A 14,873-nucleotide genomic window follows, 5' to 3' on the forward strand; every position below is an offset into this window, starting at 1 on the left:
TTGACGTCCTTGGTATCTTGAGAATTGAACAAGCCTACAACTCTTTGGAAAAAGATAAATCTGCCTAGGAGCAGTCGCTCCGTCGTTCGATTTCCTATTTTCCTTTGAGTTGCTTGACGGCTTAGTATCTTGATTTTTGTAGGCAAGGCGTATAATTTCATCAATCCAAAGGGGATTAAAATGACAAAACAAGTGTTTCAAACGACTTTTGCGGGTCGTGAGTTAATTGTAGAGACTGGTCAGGTTGCTAAGCAAGCAAATGGCTCTGTTGTCGTACGTTACGGTGAGTCAACTGTCTTGACTGCTGCCGTTATGTCTAAGAAAATGGCAACTGGGGATTTCTTCCCACTTCAAGTCAACTACGAAGAAAAAATGTATGCAGCTGGGAAGTTTCCTGGTGGCTTTATGAAACGTGAAGGACGCCCTTCAACAGATGCAACCTTGACAGCGCGTTTGATTGACCGTCCAATCCGTCCTATGTTTGCGGAAGGCTTCCGTAACGAAGTACAAGTCATCAATACGGTGCTTTCTTATGATGAAAATGCCTCTGCACCTATGGCAGCTATGTTTGGTTCATCCTTGGCGCTTTCTATCTCAGATATTCCATTTGACGGACCAATCGCTGGGGTACAGGTGGGCTATGTAGATGGCCAAATCATCATCAACCCAAGTCAAGAACAAGCAGAGCAATCTCTTCTTGAATTGACAGTAGCTGGTACCAAACACGCTATTAACATGGTTGAGTCTGGAGCCAAAGAATTATCGGAAGAAATCATGTTGGAAGCTCTTCTGAAAGGGCATGAAGCAGTCAAAGAATTGATTGCCTTCCAAGAAGAAATCGTTGCTGCTGTCGGTAAAGAAAAAGCAGAAGTGGAATTACTTCATGTAGATGCTGAATTGCAAGCTGAAATCATCGCAGTCTACAACAGTGATCTCCAAAAAGCGGTTCAAGTAGAAGAAAAATTGGCTCGCGAAGCTGCAACTCAATCAGTTAAAGACCAAGTGACTGCTGTTTACGAAGAAAAATATGCGGACCACGAAGAATTTGACCGTATCATGCGTGATGTGGCTGAAATCCTGGAACAAATGGAACACGCAGAAGTGCGCCGTTTGATTACAGAAGATAAGGTTCGTCCTGACGGCCGTAAGGTTGATGAAATTCGTCCTTTGGATGCGGTTGTTGACTTCCTTCCTCGTGTGCACGGTTCTGGTCTCTTCACTCGTGGACAAACTCAGGCTCTTTCAGTTTTGACTTTGGCCCCAATGGGAGAAACTCAAATCATTGATGGTTTGGATCCAGAGTATAAGAAACGCTTTATGCACCACTATAACTTCCCCCAATACTCTGTTGGGGAAACTGGTCGTTATGGTGCACCTGGTCGTCGTGAAATCGGTCACGGTGCTCTTGGAGAGCGTGCCCTTGCTCAAGTCTTGCCAAGTTTGGAAGAATTCCCATACGCTATCCGCCTGGTAGCAGAAGTTTTAGAATCAAACGGTTCTTCATCTCAAGCTTCTATCTGTGCAGGAACTCTTGCTCTTATGGCTGGTGGTGTACCAATCAAGGCGCCAGTAGCTGGTATTGCCATGGGACTTATCTCAGATGGAAATAACTATACAGTCTTGACAGATATCCAAGGTTTGGAAGACCACTTTGGAGACATGGACTTCAAGGTTGCTGGTACTCGTGACGGGATTACAGCCCTACAAATGGATATCAAGATCCAAGGGATTACTGCAGAAATCTTGACTGAGGCTCTTGCCCAAGCCAAGAAAGCACGTTTTGAAATTCTTGATGTGATTGAAGCAACGATTCCAGAAGTTCGTCCAGAATTGGCTCCAACTGCTCCGAAAATTGATACCATCAAGATTGATGTGGACAAGATTAAGATTGTCATCGGTAAAGGTGGAGAAACAATCGACAAGATTATCGCTGAAACAGGCGTTAAGATTGATATCGATGAAGAAGGAAATGTATCTATCTACTCTAGCGATCAAGATGCCATTAATCGTGCTAAAGAGATTATTGCTGGTTTGGTTCGTGAAGCTAAGGTGGACGAAGTTTACCGTGCTAAAGTCGTTCGTATCGAGAAATTTGGTGCCTTTGTTAACCTCTTTGATAAGACAGATGCCCTTGTTCATATCTCTGAGATGGCTTGGACGCGTACCAATAATGTCGAAGACTTGGTAGCAATCGGGGATGAAGTTGATGTTAAGGTTATCAAGATTGATGAAAAAGGACGTGTGGATGCTTCTATGAAAGCCCTTCTTCCTCGTCCTCCAAAACCTGAACGTGATGAAAAAGGTGAAAAATCAGAGCGTCCTCACCGCCCACGTCATCACAAGGATCACAAACCTAAGAAAGAATTTACAGAAACACCAAAAGATTCAGAATAAGAAAAGGAGAAATGTATGGGATGGTGGCGCGAAACCATTGATATCGTAAAAGAAAATGATCCAGCGGCCCGCACCACTTTGGAGGTTTTGCTGACTTATCCAGGTGTCAAGGCCTTGGCGGCCCACCGTCTCTCGCATTTTCTCTGGAAGCATGGCTTCAAACTCCTGGCTCGTATGCACAGTCAGTTCTGGCGCTTTTGGACTCAGATTGAGATTCATCCAGGAGCTCAGATTGATTCAGGTGTTTTCATCGACCACGGCTCTGGTCTGGTGATTGGGGAGACAGCGATTGTTGAAAAAGGCGTTCTTCTCTATCACGGAGTGACTCTTGGTGGGACGGGTAAGGATGTTGGTAAACGCCATCCGACCGTGCGAAAGGGAGCTCTCATATCAGCTCATGCCCAAGTCATTGGACCAGTGGAAATCGGCGAAAATGCCAAGGTCGGTGCAGCAGCAGTTGTTGTGGCAGACGTACCTAGTGATGTGACGGTTGTCGGTATTCCTGCTAAGATTGTCCGTGTTCATGGTAAGAAGGATGAACCGGTCATTCACGAAGTCGAAGAAAAACGAGAGTACTACGTCAATAAACTCGAGCAGGCTAAAGAAGCCAGTCACAGATCGTCTGGGTTGTAGAGGATAGCTATATGATTCAAGCAAGAAACAAGTTAAGCCAAGAGGAGCTATCTGAGGCGAAAAAACTAATTAACTGTTGCCAAAACTATGATGGTACCTATCGTGATCCCTATCTTTCTAACATGCTTAATTTTGACCCAAACATGCCCGCCTTTTTCCTTTATTATGAAAAAGGCGAACTTGTTGGTTTCTTAACTGTCTATGCTGATGACCAAGACGTGGAAGTGACGATACTGGTTCATCCAGATCATCGTCGTCAAGGAATTGCGCGTGCTTTGTTTACGAGTTTTGAGAAAGAAACGGTTGCTTTTTCTATTCGTTCAGTCACTTTTCAGACAGAACGTATTTTTCTAGAGCGTCATCCTGATTTTGTCAGCAACTGGGGATTGGTTGAGGATGAAGAGACAGAAACTTGGTTAGGTAAGGATAGAAAATCTTATCCGTTAGCAAAGGTTTCTAATCTTGAAGTTTTGTTAGCAGATCGTTCCTATCAGGATCAAATCAGTCAGTTAAAATTTCAGGCATTTTCAGAGGAACATGAATCGAGAGAAGTTGTGGATAGATATATCGCTGAAGCTCTGAAGGATGCAGAAAGTCACTTATATATTTTATTAAAAGACGGTCAGGTTATTGGAACTTGCACGGTAGATTTGTCGACTAATACGAATTACTTCTACGGTTTGGCAATATCAAAACTTGAACGTGGCAAAGGCTATGGAAGCTACTTAGCAAAATCTCTAGTCAATCAACTGATTGAGCAAAATGATAAGGAGTTCCAAATTGCAGTAGAAGACAGCAACGTAGGTGCCAAGCGCTTGTATGAAAAAATCGGCTTTGTCAAACAGACACAGGTAGTTTATCTGAATGAGAAAGGAGCAAGGGATTCCGAAGTGTAGAGATATTCGGACTGAAATTTAATTGAACTCTTAGTGATGAAACTAACTGTTCTTGGATTTTAGCTTTCCTGACTATTATTTTATGATTAAAATCTATGACACCATGTCTCGTGATTTGCGAGAATTTATACCGATTGAGGACGGTAAGGTTAAGATGTATGTCTGTGGGCCTACAGTATATAACTATATCCACGTGGGGAATGCTCGTTCAACGGTGGCTTTTGATACCATTCGTCGTTACTTCGAATACCGTGGTTATGAGGTTGCCTATATTTCCAATTTCACGGATGTGGATGATAAGATTATCAACCGTGCCAAGGAAGAAGGGATCACGCCTCAGGAGGTTGCGGACAAGTACATCGCTGCCTTTCGTGAGGATGTGACGGCCTTGGGCGTCAAACCTGCGACTCGCCATCCGCGTGTGGTAGAGTTTATGGCTGACATTATCCATTTTGTGGAAGACTTGATCGAGAAAGGTTTTGCTTACGAGAGTCAAGGGGATGTCTACTTCCGTGTAGAAAAATCCCACAACTATGCCAAATTAGCCAATAAAACCTTGGAAGATTTGGAGCTAGGTGCATCAGGTCGTACTGATGAAGAAACAGCTCGCAAGGAAAATCCTGTAGACTTTGCACTATGGAAAGCTGCTAAACCTGGCGAGATTTCTTGGGACAGTCCTTGGGGACCTGGTCGTCCAGGCTGGCATATCGAGTGTTCGGTCATGTCGACAGAGATTTTGGGAGATACCATTGATATCCACGGTGGTGGAGCCGATCTCGAGTTTCCTCACCATACCAATGAAATTGCCCAGTCAGAAGCCAAAACAGGCAAGACTTTTGCCAATTACTGGATGCACAATGGTTTTGTCAATATCGATAATGTCAAGATGTCCAAGTCCTTGGGGAACTTTATTACAGTTCACGACGCTCTTAAAACCCTTGATGGGCAAGTACTTCGATTCTTCTTTGCGACTCAGCATTACCGTAAACCAATCAACTTTACGGAAAAAGCAGTGCGAGACGCTGAGACAAATCTCAAGTATCTCAAAAATACTTACGAGCAACCATTTTCTGGGACTGTAGATATTCAAGAGTTACAGGCCTTTAAAGATAAGTTTGTGGCTGCAATGGATGAAGATTTTAACTCTGCTAATGGTATTACAGTTGTCTTTGAAATGGCCAAGTGGATTAACTCTGGCAACTATGATGCAAGTGTTAAGCAGGCTCTTGCGAATATGTTAGAAGTCTTTGGAATTGTCTTTGTTGAGGAAGTTTTGGATGCAGATATCGAAGTCTTGATTCAGAAACGCCAAGAAGCGCGTGCCAATCGTGACTTCGCGACAGCGGACCAAATCCGTGACCAATTGGCTGCTCAAGGAATTAAGCTCCTCGACACCAAGGATGGAGTGAGGTGGACACGTGATTGATGTCAATCTCATTAACGGGATTGCGCTAGCTTTTGAGGGAGATGCAGTGTATTCTATGTATATTCGCCGCCATCTCATTCTCAAAGGCATGACCAAGCCCAATAAACTCCACCAAGAGGCAACCAAGTATGTGTCAGCCAAGGCTCAGGCTCATCTGATTTCCCTTATGTTGGATGAGAAAGTTCTGACGGAAAAAGAAGAAGAAATCTACAAACGTGGCCGCAATACCAATAGCCATACAAAGGCTAAAAATGCCGATGTGGTGACTTACCGCATGTCTACAGGTTTTGAAGCTGTGATGGGCTATCTCCATATGACTGAAAATCTGGAACGTCTTGAGAGCTTGATTTCATGGTGCATCCAAAAAGTGGAGGGCTAGGGCATGATGGCAAAAGAACTACAAGACTGGTTTCCTGAGGCTCAGATTTTAGACCAACCAGTAGAGAAAGAGGGTTACTTAACTCTTCCTTTAGCTTCTCAGCAGTGGATTTTGCTGAATGAAGCTGGGCTCAGTGAGCGTGAAAAGCAGTTGGTTGCTCTTTTGACTCAGCAAGAGCAGGCTCGTTCGCTCAATCCTTGGTATTCCTATCTGATTGAGGGGAAGGGACAGGTACCACAAGCTTTTAAAAAGATTCAGTTGGTTTATTGCCATCTTTCCTATTTTCAGCAGGAAAATCTAGCTTCTTGGCTAGATATGATGCGGACTCTTTTTCCGAACTGTCAGGCGGTGCTTCAGGTCGGAGCTCAGGACTATGTTTTCGTGCTTCAACAAGATAAGTACACCTCTGTACGAGCTATTTTAAGTGATACGATTGAAGCGGTTGAGTATGACTTTGGACTACGTCTGTCTATCATGTTAGGACAGGTTTGGTCTCAGACGGGAAATCAAACCCTATCAGACTTAATCAAAGCTGAGCGCGACTTGTTCAAGACTTGGTGGCGTCAGGGGCACCAAGGTGTTCATACCTTCTCACAACTCTATTTGTGGAGTATGGGAGCAAGACTTGTGGACCTGAGAGTAATCAAAGAATGCTTGCACCAGATGATTTTGGATCAGGATCAGATTCAGGAAATCATTCTCTCTCTTTGGGAAAATAGTGCCGTTCTCACTAAAACAGCCCAGCAACTCTACCTGCACCGTAATTCTCTCCAATACAAGATTGATAAATGGGAAGAATTGACTGGGCTTCAGTTGAAGGAATTGACCGACCTGACCTTGTGTTATCAGTTGATTTTACCAGATATTCTCTAAAGTTTTGTGCAAGTTGCACAGAACTTTTTTATTTTTTTGGTCACCTTGCCATAGAAAAGTTAAGCGTTTTCATATATAATAAAACTATCAAAAGACAAAAGGAGTTCACCTCATGGTAGAATTAAATCTTAAAAATATTTACAAAAAATATCCAAACAGCGAACACTATTCAGTTGAAGATTTCAACTTGAACATCAAAGACAAAGAGTTCATCGTTTTCGTAGGACCTTCAGGATGTGGTAAATCAACTACTCTCCGTATGATTGCAGGTCTTGAAGACATCACAGAAGGTACTGCCTCTATCGATGGCGTGGTTGTCAACGACGTGGCTCCAAAAGACCGTGACATCGCCATGGTATTCCAAAACTACGCTCTTTACCCACACATGACTGTTTATGACAACATGGCTTTCGGTTTGAAATTGCGTAAATACAGCAAAGAAGACATTGACAAACGTGTGCAAGAAGCAGCTGAAATCCTTGGATTGAAAGAATTCTTGGAACGTAAACCTGCTGACCTTTCAGGTGGTCAACGTCAACGTGTTGCCATGGGTCGTGCCATTGTCCGTGATGCAAAAGTATTCTTGATGGACGAACCTTTGTCAAACTTGGATGCTAAACTTCGTGTATCAATGCGTGCTGAAATCGCTAAAATCCACCGTCGTATCGGAGCTACAACTATCTATGTAACTCACGACCAAACAGAAGCGATGACACTTGCAGACCGTATCGTTATCATGTCAGCAACTAAGAACCCTGCTGGTACAGGTACTATCGGACGTGTAGAACAAATCGGTACTCCTCAAGAAGTTTACAAAAACCCAGTTAACAAATTCGTAGCAGGATTCATCGGAAGCCCAGCTATGAACTTCATCAATGTGAAATTGGTTGGTAGCGAAATTGTTTCAGACGGTTTCCGTTTGAAAGTTCCAGAAGGAGCTTTGAAAGTTCTTCGTGAAAAAGGTTACGAAGGTAAAGAATTGATCTTCGGTATCCGTCCAGAAGACGTGAATGCAGAAGAAGCATTCCTTGAAACATTCCCAGATTCAGTTGTAAAAGCTACTATCTCTGTATCAGAATTGCTTGGTTCAGAATCTCACCTTTACTGCCAAGTTGGTAAAGACGAATTCGTTGCTAAAGTTGATGCTCGTGACTACTTGCAAACAGGTGCAACAGTTGAACTTGGATTTGACTTGAACAAAGCACACTTCTTCGATGTAGAAACTGAAAGAACAGTTTACTAAGATAAAGAAAATCAAAACACTGCTAGAAATCTGGCGGTGTTTTTTGGCGATTGAGTAGAAAAAACTCCAGGTAAATTCCAGGAGAATGTGGTTGGTTATTTAAACTTGAATCCTTCGTAAATAAGCTCTGCTTTTGGATTTTGTTTTTTAATTTGCTTGGCGATTGCCTTCATCATAGAAAGAGGACCACACATATAGACGCTTGCATGTTCGGGTACTTCTTCTTGCTCAAAATGAAGATAGCCGTCTTTCCTACTGTCTACTAGATGGAGTTCAAAATTAGGATTTTTCTGAGCATAGTCACGAAGCAAATCTAGATAAACTGCATTTTCCTCTCCACGGAAGCTATAGTAGAAGTGAACCTGTTTATCTAAAATAGGATGTTCACGGATGTAAGAGATGAAGGGGGTAATCCCAATACCTCCAGCAATCCAAAACTGATTTTCTCGTCCTTCTTCTATAATCATGTGTCCGTAAGCTCTGTCTACGCTTACTTTGCTACCGACTTGAAGATTGTCATAGATATTCTTGGTATGGTCGCCTGAATTTTTGACAGTAAAGTAGAGAGTTTGACCATGACCTCCTGAGATAGAAAAGGGATGTGGAGCACTTTCAAAGCCTTCTTGGAAAATCTTTAGAAAGGCAAATTGTCCTGATTGATAGTTGAAAGGTCTGCTAAGATGGATTTGAATTTCTATAGTATCGTGATTTAAGCGTTTGAGATTGGTAATTTTCCCTAGATAGGGAAAGGAAATCTTTTGATAAAGGAAGATGATGTAAAAACCAGCTAGTAAGCCTAAAAGGGCATAGCTACCAACAAGAAAACTTAGAAGATTAAATGTAAGGAGACGATTGCCTATCATCATGTAGACGTGAAAGAGTCCAAAAATATAGGCCAGGTAAACCAGGCGGTGAATCCAGCGCCAAGCTTCGTATTGGATGTATTTGCCTAAATAGGCGACAAGGATGATACTGACAAAGATATAGAGAGCAAGATTGCCAAACTGAGCGGCTAAGCGAGAGCCCCACAAACCGCCCATACTAAAGTTATGAAAGATTAGTAGGATGATGGAGAGAAAGGCTGTAAATTTGTGTACGGTGTAGACCTTCTCCAAACCGTGAAACCAGTTTTCTAGTAGTGGGAGACGAGTGGCTAGGATAAAAGTCAGAGATAGGCTTGTTAAAGCTAGTCCTGGAATCATGAATTGGGGAGAAGTGTTCATCCAAGTCAAAATAGTCAAGGCAAAACTAGCTATGATAAAGAGTAGTCCTTTGAGTGATTTCATAAAAAATTCCATTTCATTTAGATTTGATTTGTTGTAAATAAATTTGTTACATTTTATCATAGAAAAAGTATAGTGTCAAATTGAGGTCTATAAATATGCTCTACTCTCATCAAAAAACTCTCCAATTGAACTGGAGAGTGATTGTTTATTCTGCAGCTTGTTGCCAACGTTTTGCTAGCATATGAGATAGGCTAGAAATGATTAGGTTGAAGCTGAAGTAGATGAGGGCAATCAGGATATAAAGACTAAAGACCTGCTCTGGTTCGAAATAACGGCCCATGAGAATTTGACTGGCTCCAAAGAGTTCTTGCAGGGCGATAACAGAGTAGAGAAGACTGGTATCCTTAATCACGGTTACAAACTGAGAAATGATGGCTGGCAACATTTTACGAATTGCCTGTGGGAGAACGATGTGGTAGAGGATTTGGGCTGAGGTAAATCCTTGCGACATTCCTGCTTCGTACTGTCCCTTGTCCACGGCATTGAGGCCACCTCGGATAATCTCAGCTAGGGCTGCTGATGTAAAGAGGGTAAAGGCAGTAATACCTGCTGGAGTGGATTTCATCTTGAAAACTAAAAAGATAGTGAAAATCCAGAGGAGGTTGGGAACGTTACGCACAAACTCGATGTAAATGCTGGAAATGATGCGCAAGATAGGATTTTTCCCATTTCTCATGACAGCTAGCACTGTACCGATAAGGGTAGAGAGGACGATGGCAATCAGAGAAATGTAGAGGGTCAAGCCAAATCCTTTAAAGATAAAGACTAGGTTATCTGGGGTCAAAACTTCTAAAATGGATTCCATAGTAACCTCCTAAAGTGAATAGGCTTTTTTGTTGGCTTGCTCCATCTTGCGACCAAACTGGGCAACAGGAAAGCAAAGAGAGAAGTAGAGCAGGGCAGCGCCTAGAAAGGCTGGGATATAGTTTCCGTTAAGAGCCGACCAAGATTTGGTTACAAACATCAAGTCCACTCCAGAAATGATAGCGACTGTCGAGGTGTTTTTGATGAGGTTAACGATTTGATTGGTCAAAGGAGGGATAATGATACGGAAGGCCTGAGGCAAGATAATCAAGCGCATGGCACTGATATAGGTAAAGCCTTGCGACAAGGCGGCCTCCATCTGACCGCTAGGAATAGACTGAATACCTGAGCGAATCACCTCAGCGATATAGGCTCCGTGATAGAGTCCTACGCAGAGAACAGCTGTCCAATAAATCGGAATCATGATGATATGGTCACTGATTAGAGGTAGACCATAAAAAACGATGACAAACTGCACCAAGAGGGGAGTATTTTGATAAAACTCCACAAATATGCGAGCCAAAATTCTCAATATCGGACGTTTACTGGTTGACATGGCTCCGAAGAAGATGCCTAAAATCATGGCTAGGATAAAGGATCCAATCGCTAGGGCAAGAGTGAAGAGGAAACCATTGAAAAATTGTCCAAAATCCTGAAAATAGGCTGTCCAAGATGATAAATCTGTCATGGGGTGTCCTCCTTATTCTGCGGAATGGCTAGATGGTTTGAGCTTGTAACGGTCATAAAGTTTTTGTAAACTACCATCCTTGCTCCATTTAGTGACCAAGTTATCAAGATAGTCGTTGAGTTCAGTGTTTGATTTCTTGGTAACGATACCGTAGTCAGATGGCTTGAAACTATCATCTAGTAGTACTGTGCGTTTGCTGATGTAGCCAGACAGAATCGAGCGGTCAACGGAAAAGGCATCAATACGGTGAGCGTGTAGGGAAGTAATCAATTCTGGGTAGGAACCAAGTTCGACGAATTTAAAGGTTAGACCTTTCTTTTTACCCAGTTCGGTAATTAGGCGTTGGGTAATGGAACCTTGGGCAACACCGATGGTTTTTCCGTTTAGGTCCTCAATGCTTTTGATTTTGGCAGACTTATTGACCAAAAAGCCAGAAGCATCTGTGTAGTAGGGGCTGGTGAAGTTGTAGAGTTTTTTGCGTTCGTCTGTGATGGTAAAGGTCGCGATATCCATATCGACCTGTTCATTGTCTAGAAGTGGTCCACGAGTTTGTGCGGTAACAGGCACATAGCGAATCTTGACCTTGAGCTCATCAGCTACCATCTTGGCCAGGTCAGTTTCGATACCAGAATAGGTCCCTGTCTTGGGATCCTTGTAGCCAAAATTGGGAACATCTTGTTTGACACCGACAACCAGTTCGCCTCTTTTTTGAATATCTGCGACGCTGGTATCAGCCTGGACTGGTTTTGCAGCAGCAAGGCTGAAAAGGCTAATCAATAATGCGGATAAAAAGAATTTCTTTTTCATAGGCGCCTCCTTATTTGACTTTGTCACTTTCATGGTTGATGATTTTGCTGAGGAATTGTTGGGCACGAGGTTCGCTTGGATTGTCGAAAAAGTCATCGACATCTGTCGTATCTACCAAAACTTCTCCGTCAGCCATAAAGATGATGCGGTCGGCAACTTCACGGGCAAAGCCCATTTCATGGGTAACGACAATCATATTCATACCATCGTGGGCCAATTTTTGCATAACTGCCAGAACATCGCCGATGGTTTCAGGGTCAAGGGCAGATGTTGGCTCATCAAAGAGGAGGAGTTCAGGATGCATAGCGAGTCCACGTGCGATGGCAATCCGTTGTTTTTGTCCACCAGATAGCATGGCTGGATAAGAATCTTTCTTGTCCCACATATTTACAAATTCCAGATATTTTTGAGCTGTTTTTTCAGCTTCTTTTTTATCAATTCCTAGAACTTTTATGGGTGCTAGTGTTACGTTTTCTAACACTGTTTTATGCGGATAGAGGTTAAAATGTTGGAAAACCATGCCTACTTCCTTGCGAAGCGGTACCAAATCTTTCTGGCTGGCACCAGCAACTTGGTGACCATTTACTAGAAGACTTCCTTTGTCTACAGCCTCCAAACCATTGATGGTACGGATAAGAGTGGACTTCCCAGAACCAGAAGGGCCTAGGAGTACAACGACTTGCCCTTTTTCAAAACGGAGATTGATGTTGCGGAGTGCATGGTAATCTCCGTAATATTTTTCGACGTGTTCAAATTCTACTAAAGCCATAAGGAATCTCCTTTGTGTTAGATTTTATAACATGATTTTACACCAAAAGAATTGCCTTGTCAAATCATATCTGAAAAAATTCACTAAAATTTTATAAAAAGGCAATCTGGATAGAGAAAAAGCCTAAATCATGTTATAATGAAGCAATAGAATTCTTAGAAAGAGTGGATGTCTTTTTGATAACACCTACTTATGAATGGCAATTTGCCCCGCAGGTAGAAGATGCGGATTTTACAAAGATAGCCAAGAAGGCTGGACTGGGTCCTGAGGTGGCTCGGTTATTATTTGAAAGAGGGATTCAGGACCAAGAAAGTCTGAAGAAGTTTTTAGAACCTTCCTTGGAGGACTTGCATGACCCTTATCTACTCCATGATATGGACAAGGCAGTGGAACGGATTCGTCAGGCCATTGAAGAAGGGGAAAATATTCTCGTTTATGGAGACTACGATGCGGATGGTATGACTTCGGCTTCGATTGTGAAGGAAAGTTTGGAACAGCTTGGTGCTGAGTGCCGTGTTTACTTGCCCAATCGTTTTACTGATGGTTATGGACCTAATGCCAGTGTTTACAAATATTTTATCGAGCAAGAAGGAATTTCCTTGATTGTGACGGTGGATAATGGGGTTGCTGGTCATGAGGCCATTGAACTAGCCCAGTCTATGGGAGTGGATGTCATTGTGACAGATCACCATTCCATGCCTGAAACCTTACCAGATGCCTATGCTATTGTCCATCCTGAACATCCGGATGCGGACTATCCTTTCAAATATTTGGCTGGTTGCGGAGTGGCTTTCAAGTTGGCTTGTGCTCTGTTAGAAGAAGTGCAAGTGGAATTACTTGATTTGGTCGCTATTGGAACTATTGCGGATATGGTGAGTCTGACGGATGAAAACCGTATCTTGGTTCAGTATGGTCTGGAAATGTTGGGACATACTCAGCGTATTGGTCTACAAAAAATGCTAGACATGGCTGGGATTGCTGCCAATGAAGTGACAGAAGAGACAGTTGGTTTCCAGATTGCCCCTCGTTTGAATGCCTTGGGGCGCTTGGATGATCCTAATCCAGCCATTGATTTGCTGACTGGGTTTGATGAAGAGGAAGCGCACGAGATTGCCCTTATGATTCATCAGAAAAACGAAGAGCGCAAGGAAATCGTCCAGTCTATCTATGAAGAAGCCAAGACCATGGTGGATCCTGAAAAGAAGGTCCAAGTCTTGGCCAAGGAAGGCTGGAATCCTGGGGTTCTAGGAATCGTGGCTGGTCGTTTGTTGGAAGAACTAGGACAGACGGTCATCGTTCTCAATATAGAGGACGGTCGTGCCAAGGGTAGTGCTCGTAGTGTGGAAGCGGTCGATATTTTTGAAGCTCTGGATCCTCATCGAGACCTCTTTATCGCATTTGGCGGTCATGCTGGCGCAGCAGGAATGACACTGGAAGTGGAGAAACTCTCAGATTTATCTCAGGTTTTGGAAGATTATGTCCGTGAAAAAGGTACAGGTGCTGCTGGCAAGAACAAGTTAAATCTAGATGAAGAGCTGGATTTGGAGACTTTGAGTCTTGAAACAGTCAAGAACTTTGAGCGCTTGGCACCTTTTGGAATGGACAATCAGAAACCTGTCTTTTATATTAAGGATTTTCAGGTCGAAAGTGCCCGTACTATGGGAGCAGGCAATGCCCATCTCAAGCTGAAAATTTCCAAGGGTGAGGCGAGTTTTGAAGTGGTAGCCTTTGGCCAAGGCAGATGGGCAACAGAGTTTTCTCAAACCAAGAATCTAGAGCTGGCAGTCAAATTGTCTGTCAATCAATGGAATGGTCAAACTGCCCTGCAGTTGATGATGGTGGATGCGCGTGTGGAGGGTGTTCAACTTTTTAACATCCGCGGGAAGAATGCAGTCTTGCCAGAAGGAGTTCCAGTCTTGGATTTTGCTGGAGAATTACCGAGTCTAGTAAATAGTGAAGCTGTTGTCGTAAAAACCATTCCTGAGGATATTACCCTGCTGAAGAGCATTTTTCAGGAACAGAATTTCTCTGCCGTTTATTTCAAAAATGATATTGACAAGGCCTACTATCTAACAGGTTATGGGACTAGAGAGCAGTTTGCTAAATTGTACAAGACCATTTACCAGTTTCCAGAGTTTGATATTCGCTATAAGCTGAAAGATTTGGCTACTTATCTCAATATTCAACAAATCTTGCTGGTCAAGATGATTCAAGTATTTGAAGAGCTAGGCTTTGTGACAATCAAAGATGGGGTCATGACAGTCAATAAAGAGGCACCAAAGCGGGAAATCGGAGAAAGTCAGATTTACCAAAATCTCAAACAAACCGTCAAAGACCAAGAAATGATGGCACTGGGTACGGTGCAAGAAATTTATGACTTTTTAATGGAAAAAGAATAGACGTAGGAAAGAGTTGGGCAACCAGCTCTTTTTTGAAAACAAATCTTCATTTTGAAAATCATTAAAAAAATGGTATAATGGTAGGAAAAGATTCGGCTAATACTCAATGAAAATCAGAGAGCAAACTAGGAAGCTAGCCGCAGCTTGCTCAAAACACTGTTTTGAGATTGCAGATGGAAGCTGACGTGGTTTGAATCTGATTTTCGAAGAGTATAAAAGTAATAGTACTTTTAGAATAAGAGGGCAAGTAACTCTATAATCAAGATAAATTAAGCT

The 14,873-nt window shown here is 42.7% G+C and carries 13 protein-coding genes; 8 read left to right on the forward strand and 5 right to left on the reverse strand.

Features of this window, described 5'->3' with window-relative positions; all coding sequences use genetic code 11:
• The first annotated feature begins 180 nt into the window (after positions 1-180).
• The 7 genes from pnp (at position 181) to RYL77_RS00740 (ending at position 7,844) form a co-directional block, all read left to right on the forward strand.
• Entirely contained in the window at positions 181-2,394 is a 2,214-nt protein-coding gene (gene pnp / locus RYL77_RS00710) for a polyribonucleotide nucleotidyltransferase (protein WP_315009094.1), read from the forward strand.
• Positions 2,395-2,409: 15 nt separating this feature from the next.
• Positions 2,410-3,027 carry a serine O-acetyltransferase gene (cysE, locus tag RYL77_RS00715; protein WP_000539979.1) on the forward strand — a complete coding sequence of 206 codons (618 nt, stop codon included), beginning with the start codon at positions 2,410-2,412 and terminating at the stop codon, positions 3,025-3,027.
• Positions 3,028-3,038: 11 nt separating this feature from the next.
• Positions 3,039-3,923 (forward strand): GNAT family N-acetyltransferase, encoded by an 885-nt coding sequence (locus RYL77_RS00720; RefSeq protein ID WP_315009096.1) that lies wholly within the window; start codon positions 3,039-3,041, stop codon positions 3,921-3,923.
• An 82-nt stretch (positions 3,924-4,005) separates the two neighbouring features.
• Entirely contained in the window at positions 4,006-5,349 is a 1,344-nt protein-coding gene (gene cysS, locus RYL77_RS00725; RefSeq protein ID WP_315009098.1) for a cysteine--tRNA ligase, read from the forward strand.
• Positions 5,342-5,728, forward strand: coding sequence for a Mini-ribonuclease 3 (locus RYL77_RS00730; RefSeq protein ID WP_315009100.1), 387 nt, complete (start codon positions 5,342-5,344; stop codon positions 5,726-5,728). Before cysS ends, RYL77_RS00730 begins: the two co-directional genes overlap by 8 nt.
• A 3-nt stretch (positions 5,729-5,731) precedes the next feature.
• The gene (locus RYL77_RS00735) at positions 5,732-6,601 is read left to right on the forward strand and encodes a PucR family transcriptional regulator (protein ID WP_315009102.1); all 870 of its coding nucleotides are present in this window, start codon (positions 5,732-5,734) and stop codon (positions 6,599-6,601) included.
• 112 nt (positions 6,602-6,713) lie between these two features.
• The gene (locus RYL77_RS00740; RefSeq protein WP_315009104.1) at positions 6,714-7,844 is read left to right on the forward strand and encodes a sn-glycerol-3-phosphate ABC transporter ATP-binding protein UgpC; all 1,131 of its coding nucleotides are present in this window, start codon (positions 6,714-6,716) and stop codon (positions 7,842-7,844) included.
• A gap of 95 nt (positions 7,845-7,939) precedes the next feature.
• Here the strand turns inward: RYL77_RS00740 and RYL77_RS00745 are convergent, their stop codons facing one another.
• The 5 genes from RYL77_RS00745 to RYL77_RS00765 form a co-directional block, all read right to left on the reverse strand.
• Entirely contained in the window at positions 7,940-9,130 is a 1,191-nt protein-coding gene (locus tag RYL77_RS00745) for an oxidoreductase (protein ID WP_315009106.1), read from the reverse strand.
• Between the two features lie 145 nt (positions 9,131-9,275).
• A complete protein-coding gene (locus RYL77_RS00750; protein WP_315009107.1) occupies positions 9,276-9,935 on the reverse strand; it encodes an amino acid ABC transporter permease in 660 nt (219 codons plus the stop codon).
• Positions 9,936-9,944: 9 nt separating this feature from the next.
• Positions 9,945-10,622, reverse strand: a complete 678-nt coding sequence (locus RYL77_RS00755; protein WP_315009108.1) for an amino acid ABC transporter permease — start codon at positions 10,620-10,622, stop codon at positions 9,945-9,947.
• Positions 10,623-10,634: 12 nt separating this feature from the next.
• Positions 10,635-11,429, reverse strand: a complete 795-nt coding sequence (locus tag RYL77_RS00760) for a transporter substrate-binding domain-containing protein (protein WP_315009110.1) — start codon at positions 11,427-11,429, stop codon at positions 10,635-10,637.
• A 10-nt stretch (positions 11,430-11,439) separates the two neighbouring features.
• On the reverse strand, positions 11,440-12,198 hold the full coding sequence (locus tag RYL77_RS00765) for an amino acid ABC transporter ATP-binding protein (protein WP_112445076.1): 759 nt from the start codon (positions 12,196-12,198) through the stop codon (positions 11,440-11,442).
• 176 nt (positions 12,199-12,374) lie between these two features.
• Here RYL77_RS00765 and recJ point away from each other — a divergent pair, with 176 nt between their 5' ends.
• A complete protein-coding gene (gene recJ / locus RYL77_RS00770; protein ID WP_315009113.1) occupies positions 12,375-14,597 on the forward strand; it encodes a single-stranded-DNA-specific exonuclease RecJ in 2,223 nt (740 codons plus the stop codon).
• The last annotated feature ends 276 nt before the right edge of the window (positions 14,598-14,873 follow it).

Source organism: uncultured Streptococcus sp., assembly GCF_963516515.1.
Taxonomy (GTDB): domain Bacteria; phylum Bacillota; class Bacilli; order Lactobacillales; family Streptococcaceae; genus Streptococcus.

Coding starts and splice junctions, on each gene's coding strand:
- pnp (WP_315009094.1), top strand. CDS start 181: ATGACAAAACAAGTGTTTCAAACGACTTTTGCGGGTCGTGAGTTAATT.
- cysE (WP_000539979.1), top strand. CDS start 2,410: ATGGGATGGTGGCGCGAAACCATTGATATCGTAAAAGAAAATGATCCA.
- RYL77_RS00720 (WP_315009096.1), top strand. CDS start 3,039: ATGATTCAAGCAAGAAACAAGTTAAGCCAAGAGGAGCTATCTGAGGCG.
- cysS (WP_315009098.1), top strand. CDS start 4,006: ATGATTAAAATCTATGACACCATGTCTCGTGATTTGCGAGAATTTATA.
- RYL77_RS00735 (WP_315009102.1), top strand. CDS start 5,732: ATGATGGCAAAAGAACTACAAGACTGGTTTCCTGAGGCTCAGATTTTA.
- RYL77_RS00740 (WP_315009104.1), top strand. CDS start 6,714: ATGGTAGAATTAAATCTTAAAAATATTTACAAAAAATATCCAAACAGC.
- RYL77_RS00745 (WP_315009106.1), bottom strand. CDS start 9,130: ATGAAATCACTCAAAGGACTACTCTTTATCATAGCTAGTTTTGCCTTG.
- RYL77_RS00750 (WP_315009107.1), bottom strand. CDS start 9,935: ATGGAATCCATTTTAGAAGTTTTGACCCCAGATAACCTAGTCTTTATC.
- RYL77_RS00755 (WP_315009108.1), bottom strand. CDS start 10,622: ATGACAGATTTATCATCTTGGACAGCCTATTTTCAGGATTTTGGACAA.
- RYL77_RS00760 (WP_315009110.1), bottom strand. CDS start 11,429: ATGAAAAAGAAATTCTTTTTATCCGCATTATTGATTAGCCTTTTCAGC.
- RYL77_RS00765 (WP_112445076.1), bottom strand. CDS start 12,198: ATGGCTTTAGTAGAATTTGAACACGTCGAAAAATATTACGGAGATTAC.